The sequence below is a fragment of the Lawsonella clevelandensis genome, from assembly GCF_001293125.1.
Classification (GTDB): Bacteria; Actinomycetota; Actinomycetes; order Mycobacteriales; family Mycobacteriaceae; genus Lawsonella; species Lawsonella clevelandensis.
Window position 1 is genome coordinate 617,144 of the sequence record NZ_CP009312.1, and the last position, 13,805, is coordinate 630,948.

Here is a 13,805-nt window from a genome sequence, read left to right on the forward strand (position 1 = left end):
TCCCTTTCCTAGACCCGGCGACGCTTCGGCGGACGGCAGCCGTTGTGTGGCTGCGGAGTCACGTCGGAAATCGTGCCAACCTCAAGACCGGCAGCCTGGAGGGAGCGGATGGCGGTCTCACGGCCGGAGCCGGGACCCTTAACAAGAACGTCGACCTTCTTCATGCCCTGATCCATGGCCTTGCGGGCAGCATTCTCGGCAGCCAGCTGAGCGGCGAACGGGGTGGACTTACGGGAGCCCTTGAATCCCACGTGGCCAGAGGAGGCCCAAGAGATGACAGCACCGGAGGGATCCGTGATGGACACAATGGTGTTGTTGAAGGTGGACTTGATGTGAGCGACGCCGTGCTGAACGTTCTTCTTCTCGCGACGACGACCGCCCTTAACGGAACGAGTCTTAGGAGGCATTACTTCTTCTTCCCGGCGATGGTCTTCTTCGGGCCCTTACGAGTGCGGGCGTTGGTCTTGGTGCGCTGACCGTGAACGGGCAGGCCACGACGGTGGCGCAGACCCTGGTAACAGCCGATTTCCATCTTGCGACGGATGTCGGCCTGAACTTCGCGGCGGAGGTCACCCTCAACCTTGTAGTTATTTTCGATGTGGTCGCGTAGCTTGGCGACATCATCATCGGTCAGGTCCTTGGAACGAAGGTCCGGGCTAATGCCGGTGGCGTCAAGGATGTCCTTGGCGGTCTTCCGGCCAATGCCATAGATGTAGGTCAGTGCGATCTCCATCCGCTTTTCGCGGGGGAGGTCGACACCAGCAAGGCGTGCCATAGAGGCATTTCCTTCCAGTACAGTGACGGTTTTCTCCCATTCCATCCCTGTTGACCACGCATTGTCTCTTGCGTGGGCGAGGCCTCAGCCGTCACAGCCGAGGGTATTGCGGAGAGTCTGGGACTGCCCGCAAGGCAGTGGGAGGCGAAAATTTCTTACTTGTAGCGGTAGACGATTCGCCCGCGAGTCAGGTCGTACGGGGACAGCTCGACGACGACACGGTCCTCGGGGAGAATACGGATGTAGTGCTGACGCATCTTTCCGCTAATGTGGGCGAGCACCTTGTGTCCGTTCTCTAGCTCGATGCGAAACATTGCATTCGGCAGAGGCTCGACAACGCGGCCCTCAACCTCGATGGCTCCCTCTTTCTTGGCCATATCCTCTACTATCCAGACCGGTAGACGGTCTTTCTCGTTGACAATTATCTGGTGGATCACCTATAACACAAGCGCTTTCGAGACTCTTGGGAGAACCGCAAGCGATGCGCATGAGGCGCTACTGATCCGTTTGTGGGCACACTTATAGAAAGGTACCGACAAACAAGTCTAGCCATTCGCAGCTAAATGCCGCAAATCCTGCACAAATGGGGTTTAGGAATCCTCACGGATAGTGAGAATCCGGGGTCCTTCAGCCGTTGCGGCAACGGTGTGTTCCCAGTGTGCCGAGAAAGAGTCATCGTCGGTGATGGTGGTCCAGTTGTCTGAGAGCTCCACCGTCCAGGGGCTTCCCAACGTCAACATGGGCTCAATTGCCAGTACCGAACCTTCTTCGAGGAAGGGGCCGCGGTGGGGTTTACCCTCGTTGGGAAGGTAGGGATCCATGTGCATTTCTCGGCCAATACCGTGTCCACCGAACTCTTTCACGATGGCGAACGTATAGCCATAGCGACGGGAGGCCTCGTTGGCCGCGACTTCAATGGCGTGGGAGATATCCCCTAATCGGTTCCCCGGCACCATTTGGGCGATACCTGCCGCGAGAACGTCATGAGTCGCGCGGTTGAGGGCAGCAACATCTGCGTCAACAGTGCCGATCTCTACAGTGAGGGCGGAGTCTCCGTGCCATCCATCGAGAATTGCTCCGCAGTCGATAGAGAGGAGATCCCCCTCTTTGAGGATGGTGCTACGTCGGGGGATGCCATGGACAACGACTTCATTGGGGGATGTACAAATGGAGCCGGGAAAACCATGATAGCCCTTGAAGGAGGGAACGGCACCGGCGTCACGAATCACGCTTTCGGCGAGTGCATCGAGCTCTAATGTGTTCACACCCGGAGCCGCCGCGGCTTGAACTGCCAGGAGAGCCTGGCCGACGATGCGGCCAGCAGCTTCCATAGCGTCAAGTTCACCGGGGGTCCGGGTGGGAACAGTATGCTTTTTGAAAATACCCATGCGTTGGGCGGGCTCCTACTTCTGGAGAGCTGCCATGGTGCGCTCGTGAATATCTTCCACGGTGCCCACAGCGTTGATCGGGATGATCACATCTTTGTAATAGTCGATGAGGGGTTCAGTCTCGGAGCGGTAGACAGCCATACGGTTGCGGATGACGTCTTCGGTGTCGTCTGCGCGTCCGCGAGCCAGCATACGCTCGACAACGGTATCTTCATCGACCTGGAACTCCACCACCGCATCAAGGGTAACGCCGCGCCCATCCAGCATTTCCTTGAGGGCATCGGCCTGCTCAACGGAGCGGGGGAAGCCATCCAGTAGGAAGCCATTCTGAGCGTCAGCTTCGTCGAGGCGTGCATCTACCATACGGTTGGTGAGTTCGGCGGGCACGAGGTTTCCGGAGTCCATGTAGCTCTTGGCTTCCAGACCTAGCTCGGTGCCTTCGCCGATGTTGGCACGGAAGAGGTCACCGGTAGAGACGTGGGGAATACCAAGCTTTTCAGCGAGGAGAGTGGCTTGGGTGCCTTTACCTGCCCCAGGAGGGCCGACGAGTACGAGTCTCACTTGAGGAATCCTTCGTAGTTGCGTTGCATCTGCTGGCTTTCCAGCTGTTTAATCGTGTCGAGGCCAACACTGACAAGAATCAGCACTGCGGTACCACCGAACGGGAAGTTGTGGCCGGAGCCACCGGACCCGATGCTGATCAAGAGGTTCGGCAGAATAGCGATAACAGCGAGGTAGAGGGAACCAACGAGGAGGAGTCGGTTCATAACGAAGCCGAGGTACTCGGCAGTGGGGCGGCCGGGGCGAATGCCGGGGATGAAGCCGCCGTATTTTTTCATGTTGTCAGCCTGCTCGGTGGGATCGAACTGCACCGACACATAGAAGTATGAGAAGAAGATGATGAGGATGAAGTACAGGAGAGTGTACTGCCAGGTAGAAGGCTGTGTCAGCCAAGTCATCACATGCTTATCCCACCAAGAAGCCTGCTCTCCAGTTCCCTGAGCTTGCTGCACGATGGTAGTAATGAGCACCGGGACGTAGATAAGGGAGGACGCGAAGATGACGGGGATAACACCGGCCTGGCACACCTTCAGCGGCAGGTAGGTAGAGGCACCACCATACATGCGACGGCCGACCATACGCTTGGCGTACTGGACCGGGATACGACGCTGCCCCTGTTCCACGAAGGTAACGGCAATGATGATGAAAAGCGCAGCAATAACGACAGCCGCGAAACGGAAGCCACCCGACTGGCGGAGAATAGCGGAACCCTCCACCGGCATACGGGACGCGATACCAGCAAAGATGAGGAGCGACATACCGTTACCGATACCGCGCTCGGAGACGAGCTCACCCAGCCACATCAGGAGGATAGCACCGGCGGTCATGACCAAAATAGCCGTGACCATTTCAAGAATCTGGATACCATCGCCTTCACCGGCATCAAAGACCTGTACACCGGGAAGGAACTGGCTGTTCGGAGAGGCTGCCATGGCCACCACACCGGCAGACTGCAGGAGGGCAAGGGCGACGGTGAGGTAACGCGTGTACTGCGTCATCTTTGTCTGGCCGGACTGACCTTCCTTCTTCAGCTCTTCGAAGCGAGGGATAACCACAGTCAACAGCTGGACGATAATCGACGCCGTAATGTACGGCATGATGCCGAGGGCAAAGATGGATAGCTGCAGCAGCGCGCCACCAGAGAACAGGTTAATGAGCTGGTAGACGCCGTTGGAGCCATCGCTCGACTGCATATTGTCGAGGGCGGCTTTCACCGCGGTGTAATTCACGCCAGGAGACGGAATCTGGGCGCCAATGCGGTACAGAATAATAATGCCGAGGGTGAACAGGATCTTCCGACGAAGTTCCTTATTCTTCCAGGTGGCAGCAATGCGTGATGACACTTATCCTCCTGCCAGAGCAGCCCTGATAGAGCTGCAGCTGTGACATGTGTGTGACGGAGTGTCTCCGTCGACTAGGACTGCGGCTACGGGGGAACCGCAGCGACTATTCGAGAATATCAGGATTATAGAGAAAGGGTGACCACGGGTCGCCTTCCAGTGGAAATGCGACCACGTGGTCACCACTACTGTCTCTGGGCGAAGACTAGGCTTCGACGACGGTCACAGAACCGCCAGCAGCCTCAATCTTTTCCTTGGCAGCACCGGAGAACTTGTGGGCGCTTACCTGGACGGCTACGTCGATGTCGCCCTGGGCGAGCACCTTGACGAGCTCGTTCTTCTTCACGAGGCCAACTGCCTGGAGATCGTCGAGGGATACCTCGCCGCCCTTGGGGAACAGGCGTGCCAGGTCGGTAACGTTGACAACGGCGTATTCCTTGCGAGCCGGGTTCTTGAATCCCTTGAGCTTCGGCAGACGCATGTGAATAGGCATCTGGCCACCTTCGAATGCCGGGGAGACATTCTTGCGGGCCTTCGTACCCTTGGTACCGCGTCCAGCGGTCTTACCCTTGGAGCCTTCACCACGACCGACGCGAGTCTTAGCCTTGGTGGAGCCTTCTGCAGGCTTCAGATCATGCAGTTTAATGGTCATGTTTTACTCTCCCGCTACTTCTTCGACCTCGACGAGGTGGCGAACAGCGTTGATCAGACCACGGACCTGCGGGGTGTCCTCGCGAACCACGGACTGATGGATTTTACGCAGACCGAGGGTACGCAGGGAAGCCTTCTGGTTTGCCTTGCTGCCCACGGTGCCGCGCACCTGAGTCACCTTAAGTGCCATGACTATGCCTCCTGTCCTGCGGCGCGCTTACGCAGCATACCGGCCGGAGCAACCTCGTCCACAGCCTTGCCACGACGGGCAGCAACAGCTTCAGGACGCTGGAGTTGCTTGAGGGCATCTACAGTTGCGTGCACAACGTTGATGGAGTTGTCACTACCCAGCGACTTGCAGAGAATGTCGGAGATACCGGCGGCTTCGAGCACTGCACGGGCAGCGCCACCAGCAATCACACCAGTACCTTCGGAGGCGGGACGCATCATTACGACACCAGCGGAATCCTCACCCTGGACCGGGTGGGGAATGGTGGTACCGATGATCGGCACGCGGAAGAAGTTCTTGCGAGCTTCTTCAACGCCTTTGGAGATGGCGGCAGGAACTTCCTTGGCCTTGCCGTAGCCCACACCGACCATGCCCTTGCCGTCGCCAACGACGACGAGAGCGGTGAAGCTGAAGCGACGACCACCCTTCACGACCTTGGCAACGCGGTTGATGGTGACAACGCGCTCGATGTAGTTGTTTTCCTTTTCCTCGTTCCGAGCGTTGTTGCGCTCATCACGACGACCGCGACGCTGCTCGCGGCTGTTGGCGGAATTCTCTCCGCCTTCACGACGCTGACGTTCTGCCATTAGAACTCCAGACCTCCTTCACGAGCGGCATCGGCGAGGGCGGCGATGCGGCCGTGGTACTTGTTACCACCACGGTCGAACACGACGCTTTCGATACCTGCGGCCTTGGCGCGGGCGGCAATGAGCTCGCCAACCTTAGCGGCCTTGGCCTTCTTGTCGCCTTCCAGGGCACGCACATCAGCTTCGATGGAGGAAGCTGCGGCGAGGGTGTGTCCAGCCAGATCGTCGATGATCTGAACGTGGATGTTGCGGGTAGAGCGGTTCACGACCATACGGGGGCGTGCGGCGGTACCAGCAACCTTCTTGCGCAGACGGGCGTGGCGGCGGGCACGGGAGGCACGACGCTTGGTGGACTCGTCCTTACCAATATTCTGACGCTTGTCTTCAGCCATGCTTACTTACCAGCCTTTCCGACCTTGCGGCGAATCTGCTCGCCTTCGTAACGGATGCCCTTGCCCTTGTAGGGGTCGGTCTTCCGCAGACGACGGATATTGGCGGCAACCTGGCCGACGAGCTGCTTATCAATGCCGCTCACGGCGAACTTGGTGGCGCCATCGGTGGTGAAGGTGATGCCTTCTGGAGCCTCGACGGGCACAGTGTGGCTGTAGCCGAGGGAGAACTCGAGGTCCTTGCCCTTCTGCAGCACACGGTAACCAACGCCGTAGATTTCCATCTTCTTGGTGTAGCCCTCGGTAACACCGATCACCATGTTGTTGATGAGGGTGCGGGAAAGGCCGTGCAGGGCACGGTTTTCGCGCTCGTCATTAGGACGCTCAACGACAATGGCACCGTCTTCGTTACGAGACACCTTCATGGGCTCAGAAACAGTCAGAGAGAGAGTGCCCTTGGGACCCTTCACCTCGACGTCCTGGCCATCGATTTCCACTTCCACATTGGCCGGAACGACAATGGGATTCTTACCAATACGTGACATTGTGCCAGTCCTCCTTACCAGACGTAGGCGAGGACTTCCCCACCTACACCCTTCTCGGTTGCCTGACGGTCGGTCAGCAGACCCTGGGAGGTGGAGATGATGGCCACACCCAGGCCGCCCAGTACGGTCGGCAGGTTATCGGACTTGGCGTACACGCGGAGACCCGGCTTGGAGATACGACGTAGTCCAAGAATTCCCGGCTCACGGGAAGAGCTGTACTTAAGCTCGAGGGTGAGGGTCTTGCCAACCTTGGCGTCTTCGACGGTGTAGTTGGCGATGTAGCCCTCGTTCTTCAAGATCTCCGCAATGTTGATCTTGAGTTTGGAGGCCGGCATTGCGACCTCGCTGTGGAATGCAGAGCTCGCGTTACGAACGCGCGTAAGCATATCTGCGATCGGATCGGTCATCGACATGAGCGATCTTCTACCTTTCTCGCCGTGGTTCCCATGCAACATGCGGCGGATTCCCGCCTCATCGTGGGCCTTCTGCGAAGTAATTTGGGAACCGAACTGGTTATCCAGTCCGGCAGGTTCTGCGTGGCTGGGTCAGCGTGTGCTGCTCCCAGCCTCACAGCGCCTCAACTTATTTGTTGTTCTTCTTGAAGGGGAAGCCCAGCTCACGGAGGAGAGCACGTCCCTCATCATCGTTCACCGCGGTGGTCACGACAGTGATGTCCATGCCGCGCGGGAAGTCAATCTTGTCAATGTCCAGCTCGTGGAACATAGACTGTTCGGTGAGACCGAAGGTGTAGTTGCCGTGGCCATCGAACTGCTGGTCAGACAGACCGCGGAAGTCGCGAATACGCGGCAGAGCGGTGGTCAGCAAGCGGTCGAGAAATTCCCACATGCGGTCGCCACGCAGGGTGACGCGAGCGCCAATAGCCTGGCCTTCGCGCAGTTTGAAGTTAGCGATGGACTTGCGGGCACGACGGATTTCCGGCTTCTGGCCGGTGATGGCGGTGAGGTCTTCCACAGCACCGTTGATGCGCTTGGCATCATGGGCGGCGGCGCCAACACCCATGTTGACGACAACCTTCGTGAGACCCGGGATCTGCATGACGTTCTCGTAGGTGAATTCCTTCTGGAGAGCGTCCTTAATCTCGGTCTGGTAGCGGGTCTTCAGACGGGGGGTAAGGGCATCGGTCATGATTAGAGATCCTTCCCACTCCGGCGAGAGATACGGACATTCTTGCCGTTCTCGTCCTTGCGATAACCCACCCGGGTCGGGGTGCCGTCGGCGTCAAGAACCATGACGTTAGACACGTGGATGGGGGCTTCCTGAGTGACAATTCCACCGGACTGTGCGCCGACTTCGTTGGCAGAGTTAGCGGTGTGCTTCTTAATGCGGTTAACGCCTTCAACGAGGACCTTGTTGGTCTTCGGATAGGCCTCGATGACCTTGCCCTCGACGCCCTTGTCCTTACCGGAGATGACGAGAACCTTATCGCCCTTGCGTACCTTCATTACAGCACCTCCGGAGCGAGAGAAATGATCTTCATGAAGCGACGGTCGCGCAACTCACGAGCGACGGGTCCGAAGATACGGGTGCCGCGAGGCTCGTTGTCATTCTTGATGATGACAGCAGCGTTCTCGTCGAAACGAATGTAGGAGCCGTCGGGACGACGGGTTTCCTTCTTAGCGCGAACGATGACGGCCTTGACGACATCGCCCTTCTTAACATTGCCGCCGGGAATGGCTTCCTTAACAGAGGCGACGATGACGTCGCCGATCCCGGCGTAGTGGCGGCCGGAACCACCGAGAACACGGATGCACAGCAGCTCGCGTGCACCAGTGTTGTCGGCGACCTTAAGCCGCGACTCTTGCTGAATCATTGTTACTCCTGACCAGGAAATCTTGTACGTATATGAGATTTCCGACCTACATATACGCGGTCTAGTGAAATGTGTTGCTATCCAACTGGCACAAGCTAATTCACCTTGGGTAAGGCGATCCGATCCGCACACCGACAAAAGCGGCGATGGGCACAGCTGTGCCCTGTACAGACAGCAACTTTTCAAGTATAGAATCCCGCAGGTAAATGACCAAATTTACGGTTACTGCAGCCAGGTCCCCTGCTGCGCGAAATCCTCCAGATAGGCCGTCGTTACGCCGAAGCAGATCCCGATGGTGTCCAACGAAGTCGAGAGCATTGAGGTGTAGAGCCCCACGGTGGTATTGCGATTGATGACCAGCGGGCTGCCGGGGATGGCAAAACGGGGTTCACAGCTGAATGCGAAGGTGGAGACTCCATCAGCATCGTCACTGGGGTAGCTGAGTACAAGTGGATTGTCAAGGCTGTGTGCGCCACGCCCGAAGTAGTCCAGCCGGTTGATGAACGGACGTGGGTGCTTTCCGCGGGGCAGGTTCGGGTAACTGTGGCCCTGCCGGACATGCTTGTCGAAGCGGATGACAGCGAGAAAGGAGTCGGCCTTGTCGTGAGCGACAATCTCTCCCACCCGCTGTGTTTGGCCGCGCTGTCCCAGTTTAGAGACGACGGTGCCGGTGGAGCCGCAGGCAGTGGTGGTGATGCCGTAGAACACTCCGTCGCGTTGAAAGAGGTATCCTGCCATGCACTCAGTAATGTGTAGACCATCCGTTTGTATGCTGGCGATATGTACGAGCGGATCAGTTTGGTGGACGACATTGAACTCGTCGACTGTTTCTCCGGTGGGTGCAGTGACGAGGGTTGGTCCAGGGAATTCGGAGTGGATCGGGGCAGCCGTAGCCACCGCTCCCCCGGCCAGCGAGCTCAGCAAAGAAAGAGCACTCGTGGCCGAGCACATACGCCGAACTAGGCGCTGACGACGGTGTGAAACAGTGGCGTGAAAGGTGATCCAGGGGGAAAGGATGCGGGCGGCGCGGGACTTCATTGCGCAGTATCTACTTATCTCGACTATGAAGAGGTGTGGATGGGGACTGAGCGATTGGATGGTGGGGAGTACACCAGCGAGAGATAGTGAGTGTGACAATACTGGGTTTACTCCACCTTGGGGGAGAGAACAAGAGAGACCCGCTGTTTTCTTGTGCACTCCTTTACACTCCCGACATACCACAGGGGAGACCCATCATCGTGGCCGGTGACGGGCCTCCCCTGAGACTAGGTGAGCATTCGTGCTTGGAGGAATTGCTGTCTTTAGCGGTCTGCTTCAGGAGCCTTTTCCTGCAGGTGGCTGTACTTATCAAGAACCTTGAAGGCATCCTTGTTCTTGTTGTAGTACGGCAGGTAGACATTGTTGTACAGATCTTCGTAGATCTTGACATTCTCAGGGTTCGGGGTGAATACCTTCACTTCTTCACGCATGGACTTGACGCCCTCTTCTGCGCTCTTGAAGACTCCCACTGCCATGCCACCGAGGATGGCGGCACCGATGGCACACACTTCAACGGTGTCGAGGCGCACGGTCGGACGGTTGAGGATGTCTGCCGTGATCTGCATGCCCACGTCGGAGCGAGATCCGCCACCGCACACAACCACGCGCTTCGGCTGCTGCTTAGAGGCCTTCTCGATGACGTCAAGGCCTTGACGCATGGCGAACGCAATGCCTTCGAGGAAGCACCGGAAGATATCTGCCCGGTGGTGTGCGTCGGTGAGGCCGAAAATGGCGCCCTTACCACGTGGGTAGAAGCCCTCGTGAGGGGTGAAGAACGGGAAGAGGAAGAGCCCGTTGGAGCCAGCAGGCACATACTCAGCTGCTTCGTCCATCTCGCGGAGGAACTCACCGTGGTTGTCGTCGCGTCCGGTGTACTGACGGCAGAACCAGGTGATGAGCCAGTAGCCACGGTAGATGTTAAATTCAGCGTTCCACTTCTTCTCCAGGGCGCTGGGGAAAGTGTTGAACTTGAACTTGCTGTCGCTGACGGCCTTGTCCATCATGACGGACAGGGACGCCATGGTGCCGTAGGAGATGACGGCTTCTTCGGGGGTGAAGGCACCTGCGCCGAGGGATTCGACCTGCTTGTCACCGGCGGTGGCGACAACGGGGAGACCTTCGGGCAAACCAGTGATCTGGGCGGCTTCGGCGGTGATGTTGCCGAGGATACCACCCTGCTTGACGAGGTCAAACATCTGATCACGGCGGACGCCGAAGATTTCATAGATAAAGTCGTACTTGAACCAGTCTTCGGAGGCATTGTCGAAGGGGAGGAAGCCGCACTGCATGCCAGTGGCATCGGCAGTCTTTCCGGTGAGCTTAAGGGTGAGGTAACCGGACAGGGTGCAGTAGTAGGCAGCCTGCTGGTGGGTCTCTGGCTCGTTGTACTTCAGCCAATTGAACTTGGAGTTGGAGGCGACGTATTCCATAAGGCTACGAGCGACGCCGGAGACGACGCGGGTCTTCATGGTGGCCTTGTGGTGAATATCGTAGACGGCCTCGGGGGTCTGGCGCTTATCGAGCCAGATGATCCAGTCACGCATGGGCTTCAGGTTTTCATCCAACGGCATGATGTTGTCGCGGTTTGCTGTAATGGCGAGAGAGCGAATGTTGTTCTTTTCTTCGCCCATGTCGTCGGTGACTTCCTTGAGGATCACCTGGCAGTCGTTCCACACCTGGTCGGAGGGGAGCTCGGCCCAACCGGGTTGCTTGGAGTAATACGGCTTCGCTGTACGGCTTGCCTTGGAGATGACGTTTCCATGTGTATCGAAAACGATGACGCGGCTGCTCTGCGTGCCGATGTCAATAACGGCCAAATAGTCTTTGCTCATTTATAGCCCTTCAGGAGGGAGGTACTGATGTAGCTCTTACTCTAGGTTCATGAGCCAGATTATTCTTGGAGACGGCATGGCAGTTTCCATACCATGTAGTGCGACCTGTGGAAACACCGTTACAAGTTGACCACTTTTGAAAACTTGTAATGCATAGTGTTGGGGGAATAGACAAAACCACCCCACACCGCTGCGGTGTGGGGTAGTTTCTATGAGCTCTTCAGTCTCACGGTAGTGAGGCCTCAAAAGGACAAAGGTTACTTGGCCTTTTCGAGGATCTCCACGAGACGCCAGTGCTTGGTAGCAGAGAGCGGGCGGGTCTCCATGATCCGCACGCGGTCGCCGATACCAGCGGTGTTGTTCTCGTCGTGAGCCTTCACGCGGGAGGTGCGGCGGATGATCTTGTCGTACAGCGGGTGCTTAACGCGATCTTCCAGTTCCACAACGATAGTCTTGTCCATCTTGTCGGACACGACGTAGCCGATGCGGACCTTGCGACTTCCACGCTCTTGGGTGTCGTTAGCCACGGTATTTTCCTTCATTACTCGTCACCACCCGGAACGGCGCTCAGACCGAGCTCACGCTCGCGAAGCACGGTGTAGATGCGGGCGATATCCTTGCGGACGACACCGAGTCGACGGTTGTTATCGAGCTGGCCAGTGGCAAGCTGGAAACGGAGGTTGAACAGCTCCTCCTTGGACTCACGAAGCTTAGCTTCGAGGTCGGCATTGCTGAGCTCACGCAGCTCAGCGGCGGAAGTTCCGAGTGCCATTAGAACTGCTCCTCCCTAGCGACGATACGGGTCTTAATCGGAAGCTTGTGCTGAGCGCGGCGCAGGGCCTCGCGAGCAATAGCCTCATCCGGGTAGGAAATCTCGAAGAGAATTCGGCCGGGCTTGATGTTGGCAACCCACCATTCCACGGAACCCTTACCGGAACCCATACGGACTTCAGCGGGCTTCTTGGTCAGCGGGCGGTCCGGGAAGACGTTAATCCAGACCTTGCCACCACGCTTGATGTGGCGGTTAATAGCAATACGAGCAGCTTCGATCTGACGATTGGTCAAGTAGGTGGGCTCGAGAGCCTGGATACCGTACTCACCGAAGTTGATCTTGTTGCCACCCTTGGACATGCCGGAGCGGCCGGGGTGGTGCTGCTTGCGGTGCTTGACGCGACGAGGGATAAGCATGTGTTATGCCTCCTTCTTCTGGTCAGCTGCGCCAGCGCGGGAGTTGCGGCGGTTGGAGGGACGGCCACCACGACGGGGGCGTCCTCCGCGACGGCCACGCTCTGCTTCCTGCACAGCGAGGGCGGATTCGCGACGGCCACCAACGACGTCACCCTTGTAGATCCAGACCTTCACGCCAATGCGGCCGAAGGTAGTCCGGGCTTCAAAGGTGCCGTAGTCGATCTCAGCACGAAGGGTGTGCAGCGGCACACGGCCTTCGTGGTAACGCTCGGAGCGCGACATTTCGGCGCCACCCAGGCGGCCGGAGCACACAATCTTGATGCCCTTGACCTGCGGCTGACGCATGGCAGACTGAATAGCCTTGCGCATGGCGCGACGGAAAGCGACACGATTGGAGAGCTGCTCGGCGACAGACTGGGCAACCAACTGTGCGTCGGCATCGATGCTCTTCACTTCGAGGATATTGAGCTGAACCTGCTTCGAGGTGAGCTTTTCCAGCTCTCCGCGGATGCGCTCAGCTTCGGCGCCACGACGACCGATGATGATGCCCGGACGGGCGGTGTGGATGTCCACACGCACGCGATCACGGGTGCGCTCGATGTTGATGGAGGACACACCGGCACGTTCCAGGTTTTCGCGCAGGAACTTGCGGATCTTGATATCTTCAGCAACGTACTCGGCGTACTGTTTGTCGGCGTACCAGTGCGACTTCCAATCGGCGGTAATGCCCAGGCGGAAGCCCACGGGGTTAATTTTCTGACCCACTAGCGAGCACTTCCCTTCTGGTTCTTGCGGCCGGCAACAGCGGAGCGCAGTGCGACCTCGACGGTGATGTGGCTCGTGCGTTTCCGGATGTGGAAAGCACGACCCTGGGCACGCGGCTGGAAGCGACGCATGGTCGGGCCTTCGTCCGCGTAGGCGGCGGAGACAACGAGATCAGCGGGATCCAGGTTGAAGTTGTTCTCAGCGTTTGCGACTGCAGAAGCGAGAACCTTCGCCACCGGCTCAGATGCAGCCTGCGGGGCGAACCGCAGGATGGAAGCAGCTTCGTCGACGGACTTACCGCGGATAAGGTCGATCACGCGGCGGGCCTTGAACGGAGCCACGCGAACGAACTTGGCAGTTGCGCGAGCGCTAGTACGCTCAGTCATATTTTCAGTGCTCATCGACGCTTGCCCTTCCGGTCATCCTTAATGTGACCCTTGAAAGTGCGGGTGGGAGCAAACTCGCCCAGCTTGTGACCAACCATGGAGTCGGTGACGAAGACGGGGACGTGCTTGCGGCCATCGTGCACAGCGAAAGTGTGGCCGATGAAATCCGGCAGGATGGTGGAGCGACGGCTCCAGGTCTTAATAACCTGCTGGGTGCCCTTTTCGTTCTGGGCGTCCACCTTAGCAAGGAGGTGCTCGTCTACGAACGGGCCTTTCTTAAGGCTGCGAGGCATACTTCAT

Annotated in this window: 23 protein-coding genes; all 23 read right to left on the minus strand. The window is 58.0% G+C overall.

Annotated features, from left to right (window positions below):
- Positions 1–8 precede the first annotated feature (8 nt).
- A complete protein-coding gene (rpsK, locus tag IY73_RS02720) occupies positions 9–407 on the minus strand; it encodes a 30S ribosomal protein S11 (RefSeq protein ID WP_053961728.1) in 399 nt (132 codons plus the stop codon).
- Positions 407–775 (minus strand): 30S ribosomal protein S13, encoded by a 369-nt coding sequence (gene rpsM, locus IY73_RS02725; RefSeq protein ID WP_053962665.1) that lies wholly within the window; start codon positions 773–775, stop codon positions 407–409. The genes rpsK and rpsM overlap by 1 nt, the downstream gene beginning before the upstream one ends.
- Before the next feature lie 155 nt (positions 776–930).
- Positions 931–1,152, minus strand: coding sequence for a translation initiation factor IF-1 (gene infA, locus IY73_RS02730; RefSeq protein ID WP_053961729.1), 222 nt, complete (start codon positions 1,150–1,152; stop codon positions 931–933).
- Positions 1,153–1,365: 213 nt separating this feature from the next.
- Positions 1,366–2,163 (minus strand): type I methionyl aminopeptidase, encoded by a 798-nt coding sequence (gene map / locus IY73_RS02735; protein ID WP_053961730.1) that lies wholly within the window; start codon positions 2,161–2,163, stop codon positions 1,366–1,368.
- A gap of 15 nt (positions 2,164–2,178) precedes the next feature.
- Entirely contained in the window at positions 2,179–2,724 is a 546-nt protein-coding gene (locus IY73_RS02740; protein WP_053961731.1) for an adenylate kinase, read from the minus strand.
- Positions 2,721–4,067: a preprotein translocase subunit SecY gene (secY, locus tag IY73_RS02745; RefSeq protein ID WP_053961732.1), complete on the minus strand. Its 1,347-nt coding sequence runs from the start codon at positions 4,065–4,067 to the stop codon at positions 2,721–2,723. Before secY ends, IY73_RS02740 begins: the two co-directional genes overlap by 4 nt.
- A gap of 202 nt (positions 4,068–4,269) precedes the next feature.
- Positions 4,270–4,716, minus strand: coding sequence for a 50S ribosomal protein L15 (gene rplO, locus IY73_RS02750; RefSeq protein ID WP_053961733.1), 447 nt, complete (start codon positions 4,714–4,716; stop codon positions 4,270–4,272).
- Positions 4,717–4,719: 3 nt separating this feature from the next.
- A complete protein-coding gene (rpmD, locus tag IY73_RS02755) occupies positions 4,720–4,905 on the minus strand; it encodes a 50S ribosomal protein L30 (RefSeq protein ID WP_053961734.1) in 186 nt (61 codons plus the stop codon).
- 2 nt (positions 4,906–4,907) lie between these two features.
- Positions 4,908–5,531: a 30S ribosomal protein S5 gene (gene rpsE, locus IY73_RS02760; RefSeq protein WP_053961735.1), complete on the minus strand. Its 624-nt coding sequence runs from the start codon at positions 5,529–5,531 to the stop codon at positions 4,908–4,910.
- Positions 5,531–5,923, minus strand: coding sequence for a 50S ribosomal protein L18 (gene rplR / locus IY73_RS02765; RefSeq protein ID WP_053961736.1), 393 nt, complete (start codon positions 5,921–5,923; stop codon positions 5,531–5,533). The genes rpsE and rplR overlap by 1 nt, the downstream gene beginning before the upstream one ends.
- Before the next feature lie 2 nt (positions 5,924–5,925).
- The gene (gene rplF, locus IY73_RS02770) at positions 5,926–6,465 is read right to left on the minus strand and encodes a 50S ribosomal protein L6 (protein WP_053961737.1); all 540 of its coding nucleotides are present in this window, start codon (positions 6,463–6,465) and stop codon (positions 5,926–5,928) included.
- Between the two features lie 14 nt (positions 6,466–6,479).
- Complete coding sequence (rpsH, locus tag IY73_RS02775; protein WP_053961738.1) at positions 6,480–6,878, minus strand: 30S ribosomal protein S8; 399 nt, start codon at positions 6,876–6,878, stop codon at positions 6,480–6,482.
- Positions 6,879–7,047: 169 nt separating this feature from the next.
- A complete protein-coding gene (gene rplE, locus IY73_RS02780; protein WP_053961739.1) occupies positions 7,048–7,611 on the minus strand; it encodes a 50S ribosomal protein L5 in 564 nt (187 codons plus the stop codon).
- A gap of 2 nt (positions 7,612–7,613) precedes the next feature.
- The gene (gene rplX / locus IY73_RS02785; RefSeq protein ID WP_053961740.1) at positions 7,614–7,928 is read right to left on the minus strand and encodes a 50S ribosomal protein L24; all 315 of its coding nucleotides are present in this window, start codon (positions 7,926–7,928) and stop codon (positions 7,614–7,616) included.
- Positions 7,928–8,296: a 50S ribosomal protein L14 gene (gene rplN / locus IY73_RS02790; RefSeq protein WP_053961741.1), complete on the minus strand. Its 369-nt coding sequence runs from the start codon at positions 8,294–8,296 to the stop codon at positions 7,928–7,930. The genes rplX and rplN overlap by 1 nt, the downstream gene beginning before the upstream one ends.
- Positions 8,297–8,518: 222 nt before the next feature.
- Positions 8,519–9,334: a hypothetical protein gene (locus tag IY73_RS02795; RefSeq protein WP_053978802.1), complete on the minus strand. Its 816-nt coding sequence runs from the start codon at positions 9,332–9,334 to the stop codon at positions 8,519–8,521.
- 263 nt (positions 9,335–9,597) lie between these two features.
- Positions 9,598–11,166 carry an FGGY-family carbohydrate kinase gene (locus tag IY73_RS02800; protein ID WP_053961743.1) on the minus strand — a complete coding sequence of 523 codons (1,569 nt, stop codon included), beginning with the start codon at positions 11,164–11,166 and terminating at the stop codon, positions 9,598–9,600.
- A gap of 257 nt (positions 11,167–11,423) precedes the next feature.
- Positions 11,424–11,708 carry a 30S ribosomal protein S17 gene (rpsQ, locus tag IY73_RS02805; protein WP_053961744.1) on the minus strand — a complete coding sequence of 95 codons (285 nt, stop codon included), beginning with the start codon at positions 11,706–11,708 and terminating at the stop codon, positions 11,424–11,426.
- Positions 11,708–11,938, minus strand: a complete 231-nt coding sequence (rpmC, locus tag IY73_RS02810; RefSeq protein ID WP_053961745.1) for a 50S ribosomal protein L29 — start codon at positions 11,936–11,938, stop codon at positions 11,708–11,710. The genes rpsQ and rpmC overlap by 1 nt, the downstream gene beginning before the upstream one ends.
- Complete coding sequence (gene rplP, locus IY73_RS02815) at positions 11,938–12,354, minus strand: 50S ribosomal protein L16 (protein WP_053961746.1); 417 nt, start codon at positions 12,352–12,354, stop codon at positions 11,938–11,940. Before rplP ends, rpmC begins: the two co-directional genes overlap by 1 nt.
- Positions 12,355–12,357: 3 nt before the next feature.
- Entirely contained in the window at positions 12,358–13,119 is a 762-nt protein-coding gene (rpsC, locus tag IY73_RS02820; protein WP_053961747.1) for a 30S ribosomal protein S3, read from the minus strand.
- Positions 13,119–13,505, minus strand: a complete 387-nt coding sequence (gene rplV, locus IY73_RS02825) for a 50S ribosomal protein L22 (RefSeq protein ID WP_053962666.1) — start codon at positions 13,503–13,505, stop codon at positions 13,119–13,121. The genes rpsC and rplV overlap by 1 nt, the downstream gene beginning before the upstream one ends.
- 11 nt (positions 13,506–13,516) lie before the next feature.
- A complete protein-coding gene (gene rpsS, locus IY73_RS02830) occupies positions 13,517–13,798 on the minus strand; it encodes a 30S ribosomal protein S19 (RefSeq protein ID WP_053961748.1) in 282 nt (93 codons plus the stop codon).
- Positions 13,799–13,805: the final 7 nt, after the last annotated feature.

What these genes read in the sequence shown, in the direction of transcription:
- rpsK (WP_053961728.1), bottom strand. Translation starts at nt 407, where the DNA reads ATGCCTCCTAAGACTCGTTCCGTTAAGGGCGGTCGTCGTCGCGAGAAG.
- rpsM (WP_053962665.1), bottom strand. Translation starts at nt 775, where the DNA reads ATGGCACGCCTTGCTGGTGTCGACCTCCCCCGCGAAAAGCGGATGGAG.
- infA (WP_053961729.1), bottom strand. Translation starts at nt 1,152, where the DNA reads ATGGCCAAGAAAGAGGGAGCCATCGAGGTTGAGGGCCGCGTTGTCGAG.
- map (WP_053961730.1), bottom strand. Translation starts at nt 2,163, where the DNA reads ATGGGTATTTTCAAAAAGCATACTGTTCCCACCCGGACCCCCGGTGAA.
- rplO (WP_053961733.1), bottom strand. Translation starts at nt 4,716, where the DNA reads ATGACCATTAAACTGCATGATCTGAAGCCTGCAGAAGGCTCCACCAAG.
- rpmD (WP_053961734.1), bottom strand. Translation starts at nt 4,905, where the DNA reads ATGGCACTTAAGGTGACTCAGGTGCGCGGCACCGTGGGCAGCAAGGCA.
- rpsE (WP_053961735.1), bottom strand. Translation starts at nt 5,531, where the DNA reads ATGGCAGAACGTCAGCGTCGTGAAGGCGGAGAGAATTCCGCCAACAGC.
- rplR (WP_053961736.1), bottom strand. Translation starts at nt 5,923, where the DNA reads ATGGCTGAAGACAAGCGTCAGAATATTGGTAAGGACGAGTCCACCAAG.
- rplF (WP_053961737.1), bottom strand. Translation starts at nt 6,465, where the DNA reads ATGTCACGTATTGGTAAGAATCCCATTGTCGTTCCGGCCAATGTGGAA.
- rpsH (WP_053961738.1), bottom strand. Translation starts at nt 6,878, where the DNA reads ATGTCGATGACCGATCCGATCGCAGATATGCTTACGCGCGTTCGTAAC.
- rplE (WP_053961739.1), bottom strand. Translation starts at nt 7,611, where the DNA reads ATGACCGATGCCCTTACCCCCCGTCTGAAGACCCGCTACCAGACCGAG.
- rplX (WP_053961740.1), bottom strand. Translation starts at nt 7,928, where the DNA reads ATGAAGGTACGCAAGGGCGATAAGGTTCTCGTCATCTCCGGTAAGGAC.
- rplN (WP_053961741.1), bottom strand. Translation starts at nt 8,296, where the DNA reads ATGATTCAGCAAGAGTCGCGGCTTAAGGTCGCCGACAACACTGGTGCA.
- IY73_RS02795 (WP_053978802.1), bottom strand. Translation starts at nt 9,334, where the DNA reads ATGAAGTCCCGCGCCGCCCGCATCCTTTCCCCCTGGATCACCTTTCAC.
- IY73_RS02800 (WP_053961743.1), bottom strand. Translation starts at nt 11,166, where the DNA reads ATGAGCAAAGACTATTTGGCCGTTATTGACATCGGCACGCAGAGCAGC.
- rpsQ (WP_053961744.1), bottom strand. Translation starts at nt 11,708, where the DNA reads ATGAAGGAAAATACCGTGGCTAACGACACCCAAGAGCGTGGAAGTCGC.
- rpmC (WP_053961745.1), bottom strand. Translation starts at nt 11,938, where the DNA reads ATGGCACTCGGAACTTCCGCCGCTGAGCTGCGTGAGCTCAGCAATGCC.
- rplP (WP_053961746.1), bottom strand. Translation starts at nt 12,354, where the DNA reads ATGCTTATCCCTCGTCGCGTCAAGCACCGCAAGCAGCACCACCCCGGC.
- rplV (WP_053962666.1), bottom strand. Translation starts at nt 13,505, where the DNA reads ATGACTGAGCGTACTAGCGCTCGCGCAACTGCCAAGTTCGTTCGCGTG.
- rpsS (WP_053961748.1), bottom strand. Translation starts at nt 13,798, where the DNA reads ATGCCTCGCAGCCTTAAGAAAGGCCCGTTCGTAGACGAGCACCTCCTT.